General features: G+C 65.1%; 14 protein-coding genes. 6 read left to right on the top strand and 8 right to left on the bottom strand.

Annotated features, from left to right (window positions below; genetic code table 11):
- The first annotated feature begins 21 nt into the window (after positions 1 to 21).
- Positions 22 to 795, top strand: a complete 774-nt coding sequence (locus tag XH80_RS08420; protein ID WP_271598194.1) for a L,D-transpeptidase — start codon at positions 22 to 24, stop codon at positions 793 to 795.
- Positions 796 to 820: 25 nt separating this feature from the next.
- Here XH80_RS08420 and XH80_RS08415 read toward each other — a convergent pair whose 3' ends face one another.
- From XH80_RS08415 to XH80_RS08395, 5 genes are all read right to left on the bottom strand, one after another.
- On the bottom strand, positions 821 to 2,518 hold the full coding sequence (locus XH80_RS08415; RefSeq protein WP_271598193.1) for a GMC family oxidoreductase: 1,698 nt from the start codon (positions 2,516 to 2,518) through the stop codon (positions 821 to 823).
- Between the two features lie 124 nt (positions 2,519 to 2,642).
- The gene (locus XH80_RS08410; protein ID WP_057743561.1) at positions 2,643 to 2,903 is read right to left on the bottom strand and encodes a hypothetical protein; all 261 of its coding nucleotides are present in this window, start codon (positions 2,901 to 2,903) and stop codon (positions 2,643 to 2,645) included.
- Between the two features lie 281 nt (positions 2,904 to 3,184).
- Positions 3,185 to 3,544: a hypothetical protein gene (locus tag XH80_RS08405; RefSeq protein ID WP_271598192.1), complete on the bottom strand. Its 360-nt coding sequence runs from the start codon at positions 3,542 to 3,544 to the stop codon at positions 3,185 to 3,187.
- A gap of 200 nt (positions 3,545 to 3,744) precedes the next feature.
- Positions 3,745 to 6,408, bottom strand: coding sequence for a bifunctional diguanylate cyclase/phosphodiesterase (locus XH80_RS08400; protein WP_271598191.1), 2,664 nt, complete (start codon positions 6,406 to 6,408; stop codon positions 3,745 to 3,747).
- A 234-nt stretch (positions 6,409 to 6,642) separates the two neighbouring features.
- On the bottom strand, positions 6,643 to 7,341 hold the full coding sequence (locus XH80_RS08395; protein WP_271598190.1) for a hypothetical protein: 699 nt from the start codon (positions 7,339 to 7,341) through the stop codon (positions 6,643 to 6,645).
- Between the two features lie 172 nt (positions 7,342 to 7,513).
- Between XH80_RS08395 and XH80_RS08390 the strand changes: the two genes are divergently transcribed.
- The 4 genes from XH80_RS08390 to XH80_RS08375 all read left to right on the top strand — a co-directional run bounded on the left by XH80_RS08390 (position 7,514) and on the right by XH80_RS08375 (position 10,893).
- On the top strand, positions 7,514 to 8,617 hold the full coding sequence (locus XH80_RS08390) for a LysM peptidoglycan-binding domain-containing protein (RefSeq protein WP_271598189.1): 1,104 nt from the start codon (positions 7,514 to 7,516) through the stop codon (positions 8,615 to 8,617).
- Between the two features lie 257 nt (positions 8,618 to 8,874).
- Positions 8,875 to 10,164, top strand: coding sequence for a Spy/CpxP family protein refolding chaperone (locus XH80_RS08385; protein ID WP_271598215.1), 1,290 nt, complete (start codon positions 8,875 to 8,877; stop codon positions 10,162 to 10,164).
- A gap of 88 nt (positions 10,165 to 10,252) precedes the next feature.
- On the top strand, positions 10,253 to 10,483 hold the full coding sequence (locus XH80_RS08380) for an AbrB/MazE/SpoVT family DNA-binding domain-containing protein (protein WP_271598188.1): 231 nt from the start codon (positions 10,253 to 10,255) through the stop codon (positions 10,481 to 10,483).
- The gene (locus tag XH80_RS08375) at positions 10,480 to 10,893 is read left to right on the top strand and encodes a PIN domain-containing protein (RefSeq protein WP_271598187.1); all 414 of its coding nucleotides are present in this window, start codon (positions 10,480 to 10,482) and stop codon (positions 10,891 to 10,893) included. Before XH80_RS08380 ends, XH80_RS08375 begins: the two co-directional genes overlap by 4 nt.
- A 2-nt stretch (positions 10,894 to 10,895) precedes the next feature.
- Here the strand turns inward: XH80_RS08375 and XH80_RS08370 are convergent, their stop codons facing one another.
- The 3 genes from XH80_RS08370 to XH80_RS08360 form a co-directional block, all read right to left on the bottom strand.
- On the bottom strand, positions 10,896 to 11,750 hold the full coding sequence (locus XH80_RS08370; RefSeq protein ID WP_271598186.1) for a hypothetical protein: 855 nt from the start codon (positions 11,748 to 11,750) through the stop codon (positions 10,896 to 10,898).
- Between the two features lie 329 nt (positions 11,751 to 12,079).
- Positions 12,080 to 14,527, bottom strand: a complete 2,448-nt coding sequence (locus XH80_RS08365) for an adenylate/guanylate cyclase domain-containing protein (protein WP_271598185.1) — start codon at positions 14,525 to 14,527, stop codon at positions 12,080 to 12,082.
- A gap of 200 nt (positions 14,528 to 14,727) precedes the next feature.
- On the bottom strand, positions 14,728 to 16,794 hold the full coding sequence (locus XH80_RS08360) for an AsmA family protein (RefSeq protein WP_271598184.1): 2,067 nt from the start codon (positions 16,792 to 16,794) through the stop codon (positions 14,728 to 14,730).
- A gap of 236 nt (positions 16,795 to 17,030) precedes the next feature.
- Here XH80_RS08360 and XH80_RS08355 point away from each other — a divergent pair, with 236 nt between their 5' ends.
- Positions 17,031 to 17,705, top strand: a complete 675-nt coding sequence (locus XH80_RS08355) for a Crp/Fnr family transcriptional regulator (RefSeq protein ID WP_057743533.1) — start codon at positions 17,031 to 17,033, stop codon at positions 17,703 to 17,705.
- Positions 17,706 to 17,708: the final 3 nt, after the last annotated feature.

Genomic DNA, 17,708 nt, shown 5'->3' with positions numbered 1-17,708 from the left:
TAGCGTGATCCGGGGAGAGTCATGGGTAAACGGGCCAAGCGTGGAAAAGCGGAGACGATCGCACTCCCCATGGCCGCGCGAGTCGCAATCGGCGCCGTAGCTCTCGCCGCATTGGGCTATGGCTTGCTGTCCGGCCCGGAGAACGTTCAGCCGATACGGAAGCCGGCCGCGCACCAGGCTCTCGCGTCGTCGACGCCCGTCTACGTGGCAGCTCCAGCTCATGCATCAGCGCCGGCGCCGGCTCCCGCCCCAGCTCCGATTCCGACCCCGGCGCCTCTGGTCGAACCACCAAAAGCCGCTGACGGTCCCGGTGCACTCGTCCGGCAGGTGGTCGACTACGCCAGCCACCAGACGCCGGGCACCGTGATCGTCGATACCAAGAACACATTCCTCTATTTCGTCCTGAACGACACCCAGGCCCTGCGCTACGGCATCGGTGTTGGCCGCGAAGGTTTCACCTGGTCCGGTGAACAGACGGTGGCCCGGAAGACGGAATGGCCGGACTGGCGTCCGCCTGCAGAGATGCTGGTGCGTCAGCCTTATCTGCCGCGGTTCATGGCAGGCGGTCCCGGCAACCCGCTCGGCGCTCGGGCGATGTATCTCGGCGAGACCGAATTCAGAATCCACGGCACCAACAAGCCCGATACGATCGGCAAGCGGGTCTCGTCCGGCTGTATCCGGTTGACCAACGACGACGTCGTGGACCTCTATGAGCGGGTGAAAGTCGGAGCCAAAGTGATCGTGCTGCCGGCAGTCGCGCCGTCACCTGGACCGAAGGTCGCCGAGGTCCAGTAATTCGCGCCACTGTCCCCGCTGCGTATCACTGCATCATCGCCGCCGCGATCTTCTCCGCCGACATCAGCACCGGAAAATTGGTGTTGGCGCACGGCACCACCGGGAAGATCGAGGCGTCGACGACGCGCAGGCCCTGGATGCCCTTGACGCGGCCTTGCGTGTCCACCACCGCCATTGGATCGTCGGCCCGGCCCATGCGGCACGAGCAGGAGGCGTGCCACACGCCGATGGTGGCCTTGCGCACGAAAGCTTCCAGCGCCTCGTCATTGTTGATCACGTCATCGAAGGTGAAGCCCTCGACCACGAAATTGTCGATCAGATAGTGACGCAGCGCCGCCGGCCCATCCATCAGGGCCGCGGCGATCCTGGTCAGGATCTTGTTCTTGGTGTTGACCACGCCGATCTTGCGGACCCTGTCGGTGTAAGCGGCCGGAAACGGCTTGTCCGTCACCTGCCTGACGATATCGCTCATCTGAATGGCCGCCATCTTGCGGAAGCCGCTCATCAGGCGGTCGAGGTCGCGCCGGTCCGACAGGAGATTGAACTCGACGATCGGCTCGACCGTGGGATCGCGCGAGGCGAGCTTGACCTGCCCCGTCTCCGAATAGGTCTTGTTGACGAAGGTGAGCAGCGAGCCGATCTGCTCGCCGACCGCGTGCCAGGCCGATTTGGAGAGCACGATGACGAACATGTCGCCCTTCGGCACGCCCGGAAGCCCCGACGAATAGCGCAGGCCGAGCTGCACCTGCCGCCTGGTGTGCTCGTTCATGCGCGCGCCGCGGCGAACGAAGGACGACAGCGAGATCGAGGGATGGTCCATCAGGCGCTGGCCGACGCCGGCGAGCCCCATCCGCACCGGAATGCCCATGTCCTTGAGGTGGCCGACCGGGCCGATGCCCGCGCGCAACAGATGCGCGGGCGAATGGATCGCGCCCGCGGACAGAATGATCTCGCGACCCCGGAACTCCTGCTCGCGGCCATCGATCATGGCTTTCACGCCGACGCAGGCCGTGCCCTCGAACAGCAGCTCCCTCACCTCGGTGTTGGTGGAGATCGTGAGATTGGCGCGCTTGCGAGTGTCGCGGTCGAGATAGCCCATCGCCGCCGAGACGCGCTGCTCGGCCTCGTTGGAATGCGTCACCGGGAAATAGCCGTCGACGAACTCGCCGTTCTGGTCTGCCACATAGGGATGGCCGGCTTGATCGAAAGCATCGGCGACCGCTTGCGAATGCTTGGTCCAGTGCTCCCGGGGAATGCGGCGCACGGGAATCCGGCCGTTCTTGCCGTGATACGGCCCGTCGAAATCGAGGTCGCGCTCCACCTTCTTGAAGAAGGGCAGCACGTCGGCCCATGCCCAGCCCTCCGCGCCACGCCTCTGCCATTCGTCGTAGTCGGTCGGTGCGCCGCGATTGGCCATCTGGCCGTTGATCGACGAGCCGCCCCCGAGCACGCGCGCCTGCTCGTATTTGCGCATGGGCGGACGCGCTTCGTGCGGATTGTTGTGGCTAACGACCTGGGTCGTGACCTTGAGCTCGGTCCAGTGAAAGCGCGGGTCGAAATAGGCGGTGCCCGGATAGCTGTCCCTGATCTCGGCCGGCTCGTTGCCGGGTGGCGTGTCCTGTCCGGCTTCGCACAGCAGGACCTTGTTGGCACTCCCAGCGGAGAGCCGGTGGGCCAGCACGGACCCCGCCGAGCCGCCGCCCACGATAATGTAGTCGTACACGATTGGCGTTTCCTCTTGCTCTTGAGACAAGAGGGTAGCGTGGAAATATCGCGAGGTCACGCCCCGGCCGATGCAGGCGGGGGCTGCGTCAAGACGCTATTGCAAAACCTCTATTGCAAGACCTCTATTGCAAGACCTTGGGCATCACGACGACGACGTCGACCTGCTTGTTCAGCACGCGCGAGGCCACGGCGGCGATGAGCGGCGAGTAGCTGTCCTCGATGTCGGAGGCGACGTCCTCGTTCCTGGCGAAAGCGTAGAGCATCGTGCCCTCGATTTCGTCGAAGCGGATGCCCGCGAAGACGTGGTCGAACGCCTCGGCGCCGACAATGCCGGCCATCAGCGCCTGAATGGCGTGGTCCTGAACGCGTGTGAGCTTCATCATGCCGATGAGATATGGAAGCGCCGCGCGAATACAAGGTGCGGTGAAGCAGTCGCGGGCAGCCTGTAGGGCGGGCAAAGCATCCCGGCGCTCGCAGAGCGGCGCGCTTTGCCCAACCGAAAGCTGTCATTCCGGGGCGATGCGCAGCGTCGAACCCGGAATCCGTCGAGCCGCAGCGCCCGTGGATGAATGGATTCCGGGCTCGCGCCTCGCGGCGCGCCCCGGAATGACGACGGAGGATATGGCTGCGGCGGAGCTCTAACCCACCCTATGAGCTGAAAACCTCACGTCATGCTGCCGGGCATGAAGCAACGGATCAAGGTGCGACCGCCGACGTAATAAGGCCAGACCATGGTGCGCCCGACGCGGTTCGGCTCGGTGATCACGGTGTCATCGGGCACCTCGATCCAGTCGCCGAGAATCCTCACGCGATAGTGTCCACCTCGCGTCTCCCAATCGACGTCGTCGAGCGCCGTGCCGTCGGCATCGGCGCAGCAGGGACCGCCGCCCTTGCTGTGCAGGCTCTCGAACCAGCCCTTGAGGGGGGAGTTCGCAAAGCGACCGTCGTCGCGCGCCTGCGCGGCGAGGCCGACCATGGCTGCGGCTGCTATGAGAGGAATCATCCTGAAAGTCACGATCGCCATATCGCCTCGCTCGATGTGCACGCGCGCCCGTTCGCAGACGACAAGCCGCCTGCGATGCGCGTGATGCAATGTTGACTAATTCCCGATCGGCCGGAGTTCCCGGTCGCCTCAGCAGCGCGATAACGGCAATGTGCGAGGTTTGATCCTATTTTCGGAACGGGGGCGGCGATGGTCCGAAAACCGCAGGCGGGGCAACAGGCTCAAGCCGCGGCCGCCTGCTTCGACAGCAATTGCTTCAGCTTCGCCGCCGGGATCGCCGGGCTGAACAGCCAGCCCTGCATCTGGCTGCAGCCGAGCTGCCGCAGCACCTCGCGCTGGGCTTCGGTCTCGACGCCCTCGGCCGTCGTCGCCATGTGGCGGGCGGCGGCCATGTGCACCACGGCCTGCACGATCGGGGAGGAATCTTCTGGTTCGCCGATATCGCTGATGAAGCTGCGGTCGATCTTGATCTTGTCGAAGGGGAAGCGGTGCAGATAGCTCAGCGACGAATAGCCGGTGCCGAAATCGTCGAGCGCGATGCGCACGCCGAGCTCGCGCAGCTGCTGCAGGACGGTCAGCGCCTCCTCGTCGTCGCGGATCAGCACAGTCTCGGTGATTTCCAGCTCGAGCCGTTCCGGCGCCAGACCCGACTCGGCGAGCGCAGCCGCAACCTTCAGCGCCAGTGTCTTGGAGCGGAACTGGACCGGGGAGACGTTGACCGCAATGTGGATGTCGCCGGGCCATGATGCGGCCTCAAGGCAGGCCTGCTTCAAGACCCATTCGCCGATCTCGCCGATCAGGCCGGTGTCCTCAGCGACTGGAATGAAATCTGCGGGCGAGACCATGCCGCGCTCCGGATGACGCCAGCGCAGCAGTGCTTCGCAGCCGGTGACGACATTGGCGGAGAGATCGACCAGCGGCTGGTAATGCACCTCGAACTCGCCGCGGGCCAGCGCCTGGCGCAAATCGAGCTCGAGCTGGCGGCGCTGGCGCGCCTTGGCATCGTATTCGGGAACGAAGATGCGGAAGGTGCCGCGCCCTTCCGACTTCGCCGCATACATTGCGAGATCGGCGCGTTTGAGCAGCTCGTCGATGATGTCGCCATGGTCGGGCGCGATCGCGATGCCGATGCTGGCATCGGTCGTGATCTCCTGGCCCTTGCAATCGACCGGCATGCGCAGCGATGTCAGGATCTGTTCGGCCAGCGTGCTCAGCCCGGCCTGGTCGGAGGTGCCGGCCTTGACGATCGCGAACTCGTCGCCCCCTAACCGCGCCACCAGATCGTTGCCGCTGACGCAGGCGCGCAGGCGGCTTGCGACCTGGCGCAGCAATTCGTCGCCGACCTCGTGTCCCAGCGAATCGTTGACGCCCTTGAACTCGTCGACGTCGATATAGAGGATCGCAAACGGCTTGCCTTGGGCCAGCTCCGCGACGCGGCGCTCCAGATGGCCGCGCATCAGCACGCGGTTGGGCAGGTCGGTCAGCGCATCGTAATGCGCCATATGGGCGATGCGCTCGTCGGCCCGGACGCGCTCGGTGACGTCGTCATGAGTGGCGAGCCAGCCGCCGGCCGCGCCGGGATGGTTCTTGACTTCGATCAGGCGGCCATCGGAGGTCTCGACGATGCTGCTCTGCGTCAGCCCGACCTGGCTCAGGATCCTGTCACAATATTCGTCAACGTCGCCCTCGAACGAGCCGGTGTCGGCGCGATGCTGGATCACGTCGCGGAAATGGACCCCGGGCTTCACCGCATTGGTCGAGAGGCGGTACATGTCGATGTAGCGGCGGTTGCAGACGATGAGCCGTTCGTCCTGGTCGAACATCAGGAGCCCCTGCGTCATCGTGTTCATGGCGGTGTCGAGCCGCTGCTTCTCCAGCGAGAGGCGGTTGGTCACCTGGCGGAAGATCAGGAACAGGGTGAGCACGAGCAGGCCGATCGACAGCACGGCCACGGTGACGAAGAACTTGGTTTGGGTGCGCCAGGTGGCGAGCGTTGCGTCCAGCGACCTGGTTGCGATGATCACGAGCGGCTCGCCGCTCAGGAGGCGCGAGGCGACGATGCGGTCCTTGCCGTCGATCGGGCTGGTGAGCCTGGTCGTGATGGAGGTGTGCTGGAACACGGCCTTCTGCTCCGCCGAGCCGATGCGATAGTTCTGCCCGATCATCGCGTCGACATGCGGAATGCGCGCGAGCAGCTGGCCGCTCTGGTGGTACATCGCGACCGAGGAATCCTCGCCGAGCCCGGTCGAGGCGAAGAAGGATTCGATCTGCTCCGGCGCGATCGCGCGCGTGACGATGCCGAGGAAATCACCATGCGGACCCGACACGCGCCGCGCCATCACGATCGCCGGACCAGTGCCGAACCGGCCGGGTACGACCTCGACCTCTTCCTGCGCTGCAGGATCATTCCTGAGCCTGATGAAATAGTCGCGATCCGACACCGAGATGTCGGCGACGGGCCAGCGCTTCGTCGAGTTGATCAATACGCCGCGCGCATCGAACACATTGGCGCCGGCAATGTCGGACCAGCCGCTGGCCTTGGTGCGCAGCACCTCGTGCACGGCGAGCGTGCCCATCTCGCTGCGGAAGACATCGGCGGATTCGATGCCGTGGCTCTCGAGTTCCGCGATGATGCTCTTCTGGAGCACCGCGAAATCCTCGAACTCGCGGTCGAAATGGCGCGCCAGCAGGCGGACGGAGCTTTCCAGGCTGTCGCGACCGCTCTCGATGGCGTTCTGGCGGAAGCGGTCGACGGTGAGCGCGGTGCCGACAGCGGTCGCGGCCATCAGCACGAAGCCGCCGACGATCAGCCACGCCAGCGGCGCGCCGCGCCATTGGCGAAGCAGCACGCGCAGTCGCGCGGTCCATCGGATTGATGCGCCCATCCCAGCTCTCCCTTGGGATGCAGGATGCAGCAAAACCGACAAGACCCGGTTACCATTGAGGGTTAGGGAACTATGAATCGGAACAAGATCAGAGGCTTGAGCGCGGCGCCGTTAGACGCGGTCCTGTAGGGTGGGCAAAGCGTCAGCGTGCCCACGCCATATTCGCGATCGAGACAGATGGTAGGCACGGCGCTGATGCGCCTTTGCCCACCCTACAAAGCTAAGAAGCTGCCGTCACTCTCGCTTCACTTCCCATTTCAGCGCTTCCGCATTCTCCTTGGCGAAGATCTCAGGCAGGTCGAATGTCCCGGTCTTCAGATCGTAGCGGCATTGCCAGCCGCCCAGCCCCTTCATGATGGTGTTTTTCGGATGCTTGTCGTATTGGCCGGCGAGGCTGATCACGAGATAGCGGTTGTTGGGCCAATCCACGCCGAGCCAGCGATAGGCCTCTTCCGTGCCCTTCAGCAGGTTGGCCGAGATGTGGAAGTCGAGCTTGGCGAAGTGCTTTGTCTCGGGACGGCCGTAGAAATAGGCCCAGGCGAGATCGCTCAGCGATTTCCTGGTCGCGCTGACAAAGGTGCCGTTCTCGGCATGATAGAGAAACAGATCCTGCTCGCCCGAACCGGTCTTCTGCATCCGTACCAGCCATTGCGAGTCCGCGGTGAAGCGGAAGCCGGCCCCATAACCCTGCTCTGGCTTCAGCTCGGTCATCTGATCGCCGCGACGGGCCCAGACCTGCCATTTGACCTCCCAATCGCCGGCGTCCTTCACGTATTGTTCGAGCTTGGTGGCGCCGTCGGGCGAGGTGAAGGCGAGGTCGGCATCGTCGCTGAGGACAAATCCCGGCGGCGGGCCGGAGGCGGCAAGCGCCGGGGTGGCGGCGAGTGTCAGGGCAAGCGCCAGCCATGGCGCGGCGCGGCAAAATGCGATCATGACGAAATTCCTAAAAAATGGCCGCCAGAATAGGTTGACGGCCTCGCTGGTTTGACGCCGAGAGGGCCGGCTCGGTTCATCCCTTCGAACGTCTTGCTGCCGCAGCCAAAACGGCGCAATTTGCCGAGGCTGATTTGCGACCCAGGGATTTTTGATCAAGGCTTGAGGACTGATGATCACCGCAACCAAGGCCTTCATCGCATTCTGTCTGCTTGCTGTGGTCGGCACCGTGCTGGTGATCGGCCCGACCGAGCTGCGCCACATGCTGCCGGGCGGCGCGAACACCGAAATGGCAGGGGTCGCGAAGCCCGAAGCGAAGGCTGAGGGCAAAATCCAGCCCAAGGTCGAGGCCAAGGCCGAAACCAAGGCCGAAACCAAGGTTGAGGCCAAGATAGAACCGAAGACAGAACCGAAGACGGACGAACCGAAGCTGGCCGCGGTTGCACCCGCGCAGTCCGCCTCGCCTGTACCGGCCGATGCGCCGAAGGCGGGCGCGCTGGCCGAGACCCAGAAGCAGGTCGCCGCGCTCGCTGACCTCGCACCGGCCAAGCCGCAGCCTTCAGCTGCGGACACCGCTCCCCGTTTCGACGTCGCCCGCGTCGATGCTCAGGGCGAGGCCGCCGTGATCGCGGGCCAGGCGGCGCCGGGCGCCAGGGTAGAGCTGCTGCGTGACGGCCAGCCGCTCGACAGTGTGGTGGCCGATGCGTCGGGCCAGTTCGTGATGACCCCGCCAAAACTTCCCGCCGGCAGCTACGAGCTGACGCTGCGTGCCAAGGCACCCGACGGCACCGTCATGCAATCCAGCCGCACCATGCCGGTCACGATTGCCGAAGCCGCGCCGCCGCCGGCGCGTGTCGCTGTGGCCGCGAAGCCCGAGGCAAAGCCGCAAGACGCAAAATCTCAAGAAGCAAAACCCGTCGACAAGTCGGACGTCGTCGCCTCGCTCCCGGCGCCGCATCTGGCTTCGACCCCGGACCGGTCCTCGGCGCGGCCGCGGATGATGGGCACGGCCAAACCGAAGTCCATGGCGCGCGTGCCGGCGGCAGGTGCGACGGTTGCAGCGGCCTCGCCCGCGGAGGTGCTTAACACCACACCGGCAGAGACCAGCGGCACAAGGGTGATTTCCAAGGGCGACAGCCTCTGGGCCCTGAGCCGTCTCGCTTATGGCGACGGCGCCCGCTACGCGGTGATCTTCAATGCCAACCGCGAAAAGATCCACAATCCGAATCTGATCTATCCCGGCCAGACCGTCACGGTGCCGCAAAAGACGCAGTGACCGGCCGTCATTCCGGGGCGTCGCGGAGCGACGAGCCCGGAATCTATCGTGCCACTGTTGTCGCCGCCCAATGGATTCCGGGCTCGCGCCAAGGGGCGCGCCCCGGAATGACGGGGTCCTGGTCGGCGGCGCTTCGATCGTTACAATCACGCACCATCATCGCCCGTCTCGCCGCGGAACATTTGGTTCCCCAGCGCGTCTTCTCCTACGACGCGATGCGTGTGTGGGAGGACAACGCGGTGGTCAGCTCAGCGCTGATGTCGAGATCACGCTTGCGACTGGCGCTGGCCGGCGCGGTCCTTGCGATTGTGACAGTGCTGCTGCCCGATAGCGCCGAAGCACAGTTCGGATTGCGCGGCGGTCCCCTCGGCATTGCCCGCTTCGCCGTCGGCCATGTCATCGGCCTGTCGCGATTGCGCCACGCCCGCATGGCGGCGCGCGGCAGCCGCTATCGCTCCGCGGCCATGAGCCCGCAGAATCCAAACGGAGCCGAGCGCGGCCAGCCCACCAATCCTTACGTCTTGCGCGCCGCGCTCACGGCGCAGGCCGCGCTGTCGGGCTGGCACGGCGGCCGCCGGCCGCAGGGCTGGTGGCGTCATCCTGATGGCAGCTATGGCTGGATCGGCCCGGTGTTCTGGCCGTTCGCGCATGACGATCTCACCACGGCCATCATCTTCGGCGATACGACCAGCCTGTCGCTCTATGGCTATGGCGATATCTATGCCGCGATCTTCGCCCCCTATGCGGCGCCGGAGCTCGCCGCCTACACCGCGCCGCAAGGTCGCCGCGGGCGACGAGTCCCATCGGCGGAGATGGTCTGCGACAGCAGCGACACCGGCGGCTTGCCCGTCGACCGCATCGCTGCTGTCGTGCAGCCGAACGAGATGCAGCGCACCGCGCTCGATGAGCTCGCAGCCGCCTGGACTGCAGCGCGCGATACCATCCGCGCTGCGTGCCCGGCGCAAGCGCCGATGACCGCGGCGGAACGCCTCGGCGTGATGCAGGCGCGGCTGGATGCGATGATCAAGGCCACGGACGCGCTGGCAGCGCCGCTGAATAAGTTCGTTGGCCTCCTCGATGGCGGCCAGAAAGCAAAGCTCGAATCCCTTGCGAACGAACGCCGCGCCGCGCTGGCCTCGGCTCAGCACAAGGATGCGCAGGCGGCCCAAGCAGCGCAGGAGGCCAAGGCCTGCGATCCCAACTATGATCCCCGTTATGACGTGCAGGCCCAGCGCCAGTATCAGCAGCTCGTGCGACAGCAATGGCCCGCCTCGGACATCGTGTCCACCTTGAGGCTCGACGACACCGGCAGCGCCCGTCTCGACGTGCTCCAGGACACCACGCTGCGCACCATGCAGACGCTGAGCTCTTGCCCGATGAAGCCGGAAGCAACCCCGCAAGCCCGCCTCGCCGCCGTGAAGACGCGGCTGCAGACGATGCAGCAGGCCGTGGGTGGCGTCACTGATGCGCTCGACGACTTCGAAGCGGATCTCAGCGACGAGCAGAAGGCGGCGTTTGAGGCGATGGGCCCGAAGCGGGCGATGTGATTCGTTACTTGTCCCGACCGTAACCTCTTGAAGCGCAAGGGTAACTCTCGTATGATATACAGAGGCTTTTGTATATCATGGAGGTTCCATGCTGGTTTCCAAATGGGGGAATAGCTTGGCGGTCCGGCTGCCCAAGGCTCTCGTTGAAGCACTTAAGCTATCTCCAGGCGACGAACTCAATGTGGTGGAGGCCTCGAAGGGCCAAATCGCAGTTGAGAAGATCGACAAGCGAGCGGAGTTTCTCAGGCAGGTGGAGCAGTTTCGTTTTCCTCTGCCCGAAGGCTACAAGTTCGACCGCGACGAGGCGAATGAGCGGTGAGCGCGTTCTTTGACAGCAACATCTTGATATACGCCTATTCGAGCGATGCGAGGCGTCAGCGGGCGCTCACCACGATCGCTGGCGGCGGCGCGATCAGCGCGCAAGTGCTGAACGAATTCACCAATGTGTTGCGCAAGAAGCAGAAGCAAGAGTGGCCGGTCATCGAAGCCGCGGTGCAGTCCCTCCGCTTCCGCTTCCCTGACGTCGTGCCGCTGACGTCAGACACGCACGCTGCCGCGATTGAACTCGCTCGCGATCACACACTTGCCTTCTACGATGCCCTGATCATCGCCGCGGCGATCGAGGCTGGCTGTAACACGCTTTACAGTGAAGACCTGCAACATGGCCGCAGCATCGGTGGGCTCATCATCGTCAATCCGTTTCTCGGTGGTGGAACAGGGCGGTCGTAAACTCACCCGCACGCCCAGTCGAACTTCATATCCCTGAAGTCGAGCTGCGCGTTGCCGCCGCCGAAATTGTAGCCGCCGAAATATTCCTCGAACTCGATGTAGAACGGGCTCATCTCCGGCACCGCCTGGCACGGCCGCATGGTGCCGCCGAGATGGTTCGGCGCGTGATCCTTGCTCCAATCGTGCAGGCGGAAATTATCGCGGCTCACGACACCATCGACATAGTAATAATAGGGCTGATACCCGGTCGGAGACCCTCGCTTCACATGCGTATCCTGCGGGCCCTTGCCGGCATTGGGATCCTCCGCGCGGGGCGTCAGCACGATGGCACGGTTCTCGGCGAGCTCGGTGCGCGGCGTCGTCGGCAGCAGCTTCCTGGCGTAAGGGGCTGCGGATTCGTGGAAGGCGCTGGCGCCGCCGACATCGAGCCAGCGCGGCCGCTCCGCGGTCGCAAGTGCAAGCGGCGCCGGCGGCGTTGCGAAGGCGCCGTCATATTCGCACCTGGTCAGAAGGATCGCGGCATATTCGTAATCGAGAATGTCGGTCAAGCGCGACAGGCGCGGATGCGCGGGGCGCGCCGCCACCGCCTCGCGGATTTCAGGATCATCGGGCGCACCGCCGTCATTGTGATCAGGCGCGGTCGCAAAGAACGACACCGCAACGATGTCAGCGCCGTGCACGCGGTAATCCTCCGGCAGCAGGAGCGTAAAGCCGTGCATCAGCGGATAGCCGGTGACGGGATCGAGCGGCCATTGCTCGCTCGCAATGCCCGGCGGCAGGCCGAACACCCAGCCATGGTCGCGCGCACGCTCACTGGGACGGTCCTGCATCTGCAGGTCGTAGGCACGCGAAGGCATGGCAAACACCACAGGCCGTCTCCCGTCCGAATTCCCGCCTCGTCGTTGAGGCCTGGGTTGGTCGCGGTGAGCAGCAATGTGGTTCGGGGGCGGGTTATGGGGAAGTCAGCGCCACAACCTCCTTCGCCGGGACGACCGCAACCGGCGGTCACGCAGATGTCAGTGCTTGGTGAGATCAGGCACAAACGCCCGATGATGCCACCATACCACTGTTTTGCCCGACGCCTCAAGGCAAATTTCGTAAAATCCGCAACTGCATCGAAAATGCGCGGTATCCCCTTAGCCTTGGCTACTGTGCATGGGGTTGTTTTCTACGTCAGTGGCGATGATCATCCTCGCCGCCGCGCAGCGGCCGCGTCAACGACGTTATCCACCTCCTCACGCCACGACAAAATCTCCATCGCCAGCACGGGATGATTGAAGCCCTTGAGCTGGAGATCGTCGAGCGCGCGGGCCTCGACCCATGGCTCGACCATGCCGTAGACGCGGCGGCTGACCACGATCTGGTTGGGCTTGGCCTCGGCGCAGAGGCGCGAGGCGAGGTTGGTAACGCTGCCGATCGCGGCATATTCCAGCCGCTGCTCGAAGCCGACCTGGCCGAGCGTGGCATAGCCGAGCGCGATGCCGATGCCGAAGCCGAGGCTGTGCCCGCGGTTGCGCCAGCGCTCGGTCAAGGGACCGATCGTGTCGCGCATCTCCACCGCCATCTTCACGGCGCGCTTTGTGTGGTCCTCGAACTGGATCGGCGCGTTGAACAGGATCATCACGCCGTCGCCGGCATATTTGTCCAGCGTGCCCTCATATTTGAAGATCAGCTGGCCGAGCGCGGCGTGATATTCGCGCAGCACGTTCATCGCCTCTTCCGGCTCGGTCGCTTCCGTGAACGCGGTGAAGCCGCGCAGATCGCAGAACACCACGGTGACCTCGCGGCGCTGGCTGGTGAGCAGCCCCTCCGGGCTGTCGGAGGAGGCGATCAGTTGCGCCACCTGCGGCGCCAGGAAACGCTCGAGCTTGCGGATGCGCTCGATCTCGCCCAGCTGGGTCGCGACGCGCTCTTCCAGCGACTTGTTCCAGTTCTTCAGCTGCTCGGTCTGCTCGCGCAGCTTGTCGGCCTGGGCGCGCACGGTCTCGTTCGCGGTCTCCAGCGCGTGGCTCTTGTGGGCGACCTCGGTGAACAGGCGCGCATTGCGCATCGCCAGCACGGCCTGGTTGGCGAAGGTGCGCATCAACCCGGTGAGGCTGCCTTCGAATGCGCCGCTGGCACGGCGCAGCACCACCAGCGCGCCGAGCGTGCCCTGCTGGTCGACCAGCGGCACCACCAGCACGGAGTGGAAGCCGGCGGCGACCGCGACGTCGCGCAGCGGCTGCTCGGCGGCGTGGTCGAGATCGGCAATCGCGATCGGCTCGCCGCTTCTGGCGGCATCGCTCAGAACATTCTCGCCTTCGTCGATGCTGACATGGCCGCCGGTGGCCGATTTGTCGATGCCGTTGGCCTCGACCAGGTTGAAGCGGCGCGGCTCGGCCTCATAGCCGTAGATCAGCACCGCATCGGCATGGCTGATCTCCAGCGCGCGGGCGGCGATCGTCGGCAGCACGGCGTTGAGGTCGAGCGAGGACGACAGCGCGCGGCCGACCTCTTCCAGCACTTTCAGCTCGTTGATCGACTGCGCGAGGTCGCGGGTCCGCGCCTCGACCTTGGTTTCGAGGTCCGTATAGGTCTCCTGGAGCTGGCCGGCCATCCGGTTGAACTGGCCGGCGAGATCTTCCAGCTCGTCGGAGGTGTGCACGTCGATGCGGTGGCTGAAATCGCCCTCGCCGAGCTTGTGCGCGCCGTCGCGCAGCGCCGTGATCGGAATGATCATGCGGCGCGCCAGCAGCGTGCCGGCGAGGATCGCGACCAGGAGCCCCATCCCGATCAGAAGCGCGATGCGCACGAGCTGGTCGCGGATCGGCATCAAGGCCTGCGTGGTCGGCTGCTCGAACAGGACCGTCCAGCCGAGCTTGGGCACCGCGCTCGCGGCCGCCAGCACCGAATGGCCGTTGAAGTCCGTGCCTGACATATCGCCCTCGCCGCCGGGCGCAATCGCAGCTGCGACTTGCGGCAGCTTCGACAGATCCGTGCCGACATCGGGCCCCTTCGACGATGTCGCCAGCACGCGGCCGCGCGGATCGACGACATAGGCGAAGGCGGCCTTGCCGACCTGGTTGTCCGACAGGTAGTCGGAGAGGAAGCTGAGATCGACCTCGGCCACGGTGACGCCGGCATTGAAACCGGAATGCGCCACCGAGATCGACATCATCGGCCTGCCATCGACGAAACTGGCCGGCGAGAAGCTCACCCCGCGCGCCACCGTGTCGGTGAAGCGCATGTCGCGGGAGAGGTCGGCGTTGCCGCCTGATGTGGTCGACTGGCGCGAGACGCGCAGCACCTCGCGGCCCTCGCCATTGAGCTGGTACAGCTGGGTGACGACCGAGACCTGATGCAGCAGCTGGGCATAGCCGGTGCGGCGCTTCTCGAGCGTGTCCTGGCTTGCCGCCGTGACCCAGCTGATCTGCCGCTCGAGCTCGGAGATCGACTGCTCCATACGACGGGCGGCGGCCTGCGCCTTGTCCTCGAGCCCGCCGGTCAGCTGGGTCCTGGTGGCGCGATAGGAGATCCAGGTCTCCATCGCGCCGTTGACCGCGAGCACGAACACGACGAGGCCGACGAGGGAGACGACATATTTGGCGAACAGGCCCTCGCGCAGAACCCAGGTCTTGTCTTTCGCTCCCGCCATCCGGATCCTCTCGCGCCGCGACCGACGCCGGCGCTAAGGGGCGTACGGGCCCCTTGGCCCTTCTAGCACAATTTGGGTGCTTGGACCGGCAAGGGGCGAGGAACGGGCTGGTGTGGTTACCTATCGGGGAATGCCGGGCCGACCGGGCGGTGAATTGTCGCAGCTGGTTACGGGCGAAGTTCGACGCCTTGATCCGCCCATCACCGATTGAACAGCTGCCGCATCACGTCGTTCATCGGCTGGCTGTCCTGTTGGGCCTGGGGCGGATCCTGGATCGGCGGGGCGGGTGAAGCCTGCGGCGCCGGGGTGGTTGGGTTGCCTGGCAGGCCGCGGCTTCGGCCGCTGCCGCTAGCGGCGCCACTCGAGAGCCCCTGCTGGATCAGATTGCCGATCGCCTCGCCCAGCTGGCCGCCGAGCAGATTGTTCTGCCCCTGTCCTTGCCCGGGCTGCTGGACTTGCGGATTGGCATTGCCGGCCGCGTTCCCGCCGCCCGGCACGGTGCCGCCGAGACCAAAGCTGTTCAGGATGTTGCCAAGCCCGGCGCCGTCAGGGCCGAACAGGCCCTTGCCCATCTCGCGCAGCTTGGCATAGGCGGCCTCAGGATTGTCGAGCACGCCGGCCATGTCGGGATAGATCCGCGGCTGCGACCATGGGCCCGTGATCATCACGGGAATGCCAAAGCCGACAGGCTCGGAGGTGCGGCCCTGGCCTTCCGTCGTCATCACCAGCTTCGGTTCGACGCGAAAGCCTATCATCTTGGTGTCGAGCGCGATGGTGCCGGCGCCGGTGACGCGTACCAGCGGCCCGATCAGATTGAGATCGGTCGTCACCGCCTGGCCCTTGTCGATGCGGAACGAGGCGGAGAGTTGCGACAGATCCGTGCTCTGCTCCTGGCTGGAGCTTTGGTTGGGGTTCAGGTTGTCTTGCCAGCCGGTCAGCGTGCCCGAGGTCAGCGAGCGGATCATCTGCGCGATATTGATGCCGCGGATGGCGCCGTCCTGGAAATTGACGAAGGCGGTGCCTTGCATGTTCGCCATCAGCGCGCGCTGGCTGGTGCCGGCGCTGCGCAGGGCGAGCTTGGCCTGCAGCTTGCCGTCGATCCGGTCGAATTCGGCAAGGCCCTGGAGCAGCGGCAGCGCGCGCACGCCGACCAGGTCGGAATGCATCGCGAAGCTCGGCGCGCCGCTGGTTGCATCAAGGATCACCTCGCCCGAGACCTGGCCGCCATAGGCGCCGAGATTGGCGGTGCCGGCCTTCAGGATGCCGCCGGCGAGCTTCGCATCGAGTGCCAGCGGCGCAAGACGGGCCTCACCGATGACGGCTTCGTTGGCCGAGATCCTGAGCTGCGCGTCGACATAGTTGAGACCGGATACGTCGATCGGTGCATCGCTCCAGGCCTGTCCGGCCGCGCCGTCGGGCGATTTGGCCAGTGGGATTGCGAGGCGCTGGAAATCGAGATCGAGCTTCACCAACGGCTTGCTCGCGATATCGACCGAAGCCCAACCGTTGAAGGAGCCGTCGCCGAGGGTGCCGTTGACCCCGTTGATCATCACGACCGTGCCGTTCAGCCGCAGCTCGGCATGGCCGGCGAGCTGCGATTTCAGCACGTCGGGCATGTCGACGGCGAAATCCACCGGGACGGTCTGCCGCTCGATCGGCGGCGCCGGGCTGGTCGCCTTGATGTCGAACTTGGTCGGGTGTTCGCCGATGCGCGCGGTGCCGAGAATGTTCACCTTGCGATCCCGGCCGGTGACGACGTCCGCATTGATCGCGCTGATGCGGCCTTCGACGCGATCGCGTGCGCGCGAGAATGCGACTTCGCCATTGGTGATCTTGACGCGATCGATGGTTGCGCCGTCCATGTTGAGCGCGAGCGGTTTTGGCGACGCGTCCGCGTTGGGCAGGCGCTCACGCAGCAGCGGCTGGTACAGCACGGGATGGCTGACGACGATCTCGCTGATCTCGGGATGACCCGACCACACGCTTGCGAGCGACATGTCGGCCTGCACGGTGTCGATGGTCACGCGTGTCATGCCGCTGCGGTCTTTGGGATCGGCAAGCGTGAGGTCGTTCAGCGTGACGTTCAGCGTCGGCCACAGGCTGATCCTCGTGGTTCCGTCGATCGACAGGCGATATCCGGTCGCCTGCTCGACGCGCGAGGCGATCGTCGCAGCCAAAAAGCCCGAGGGAACCCCGATCACCAGCAGCAGAACGATCACGATGATGATCGCGGCCACCGCCGCGCCGGCGAATTTCACTGCTCTCATATCGACTTTCCAACGACGGACGGGCGGCTTCGCATCAGGCGGATGACCCGTCCTTTGCACCTTAAGTTTATCCCGGGACGGGATGCCGCACCAAGCGACTAAAAATATTCGAGAGGTGCTGCAAAGTTATGTGACTTATGACACACTTCTCCGGCGCGGTATTACGCGATTCTGACGTTCATGCTTCCAAGCGATTTGCCTCGGAAATTGACGAGTGAATTCACAAGGACGTTGAAATGAGCAAGCAGGCCGAATTTGCGGTCATTCTGAAAATGAATGCCATGTTCGCCGATCTTGGCGCGGACGAACTCCAGCGTTTGTCCAATCTCTGCCACACCCAGCATCTGGCGAGTGGTGAGGTGCTGTTCCAGAAGGGTGACCCGGGCAACGCGCTGTTCGGCGTGCGCCGCGGCCAGGTCCGCATCGAGACCGGCGCCTCCGACGGCAGCCGGCTGACGCTGAATTTCATGGGTCCGGGCGATCTGTTCGGCGAAGTCGCGGTGCTGGACGGCCAGAGTCGCACTGCGGATGCGACTGCGGGTGAGGCCAGCGAATTGTTCGTGCTGCGGCGCGAGGATTTCCTCGCCTTCCTCGAGCGCGAGCCGAAGGTCGCGATCAAGATCATCGCGCTGCTGTGCCAGCGGATCCGCTGGCAGAGCGAGCGCATGGAAGAGTCGATGTTGCAGCCGCTTCCGGTGCGGCTGGCGCGGCGGCTCTGCGCGCTGGCCGCCGATTTCGGCTCCGAGGTGCACATCTCGCAGGAGCAGCTCGGCGTCTTCGTCGGCGCCGCCCGCGAGAGCGTCAATCGCCAGCTTCAGGCCTGGCGCAAGGAAGCGATCCTGGACCTGCAGCGTGGCCGCATCCTGCTCAGGAACATGACCAAGCTGACCGCGATCGCCCGGAACGAGTAGGGG

The organism is Bradyrhizobium sp. CCBAU 45384 (assembly GCF_028128665.1).
GTDB classification, from domain to species: Bacteria; Pseudomonadota; Alphaproteobacteria; order Rhizobiales; family Xanthobacteraceae; genus Bradyrhizobium; species Bradyrhizobium manausense.
Note: the sequence above shows the minus strand (reverse complement) of the source record. Positions and strands in the feature narration are given on the sequence as shown.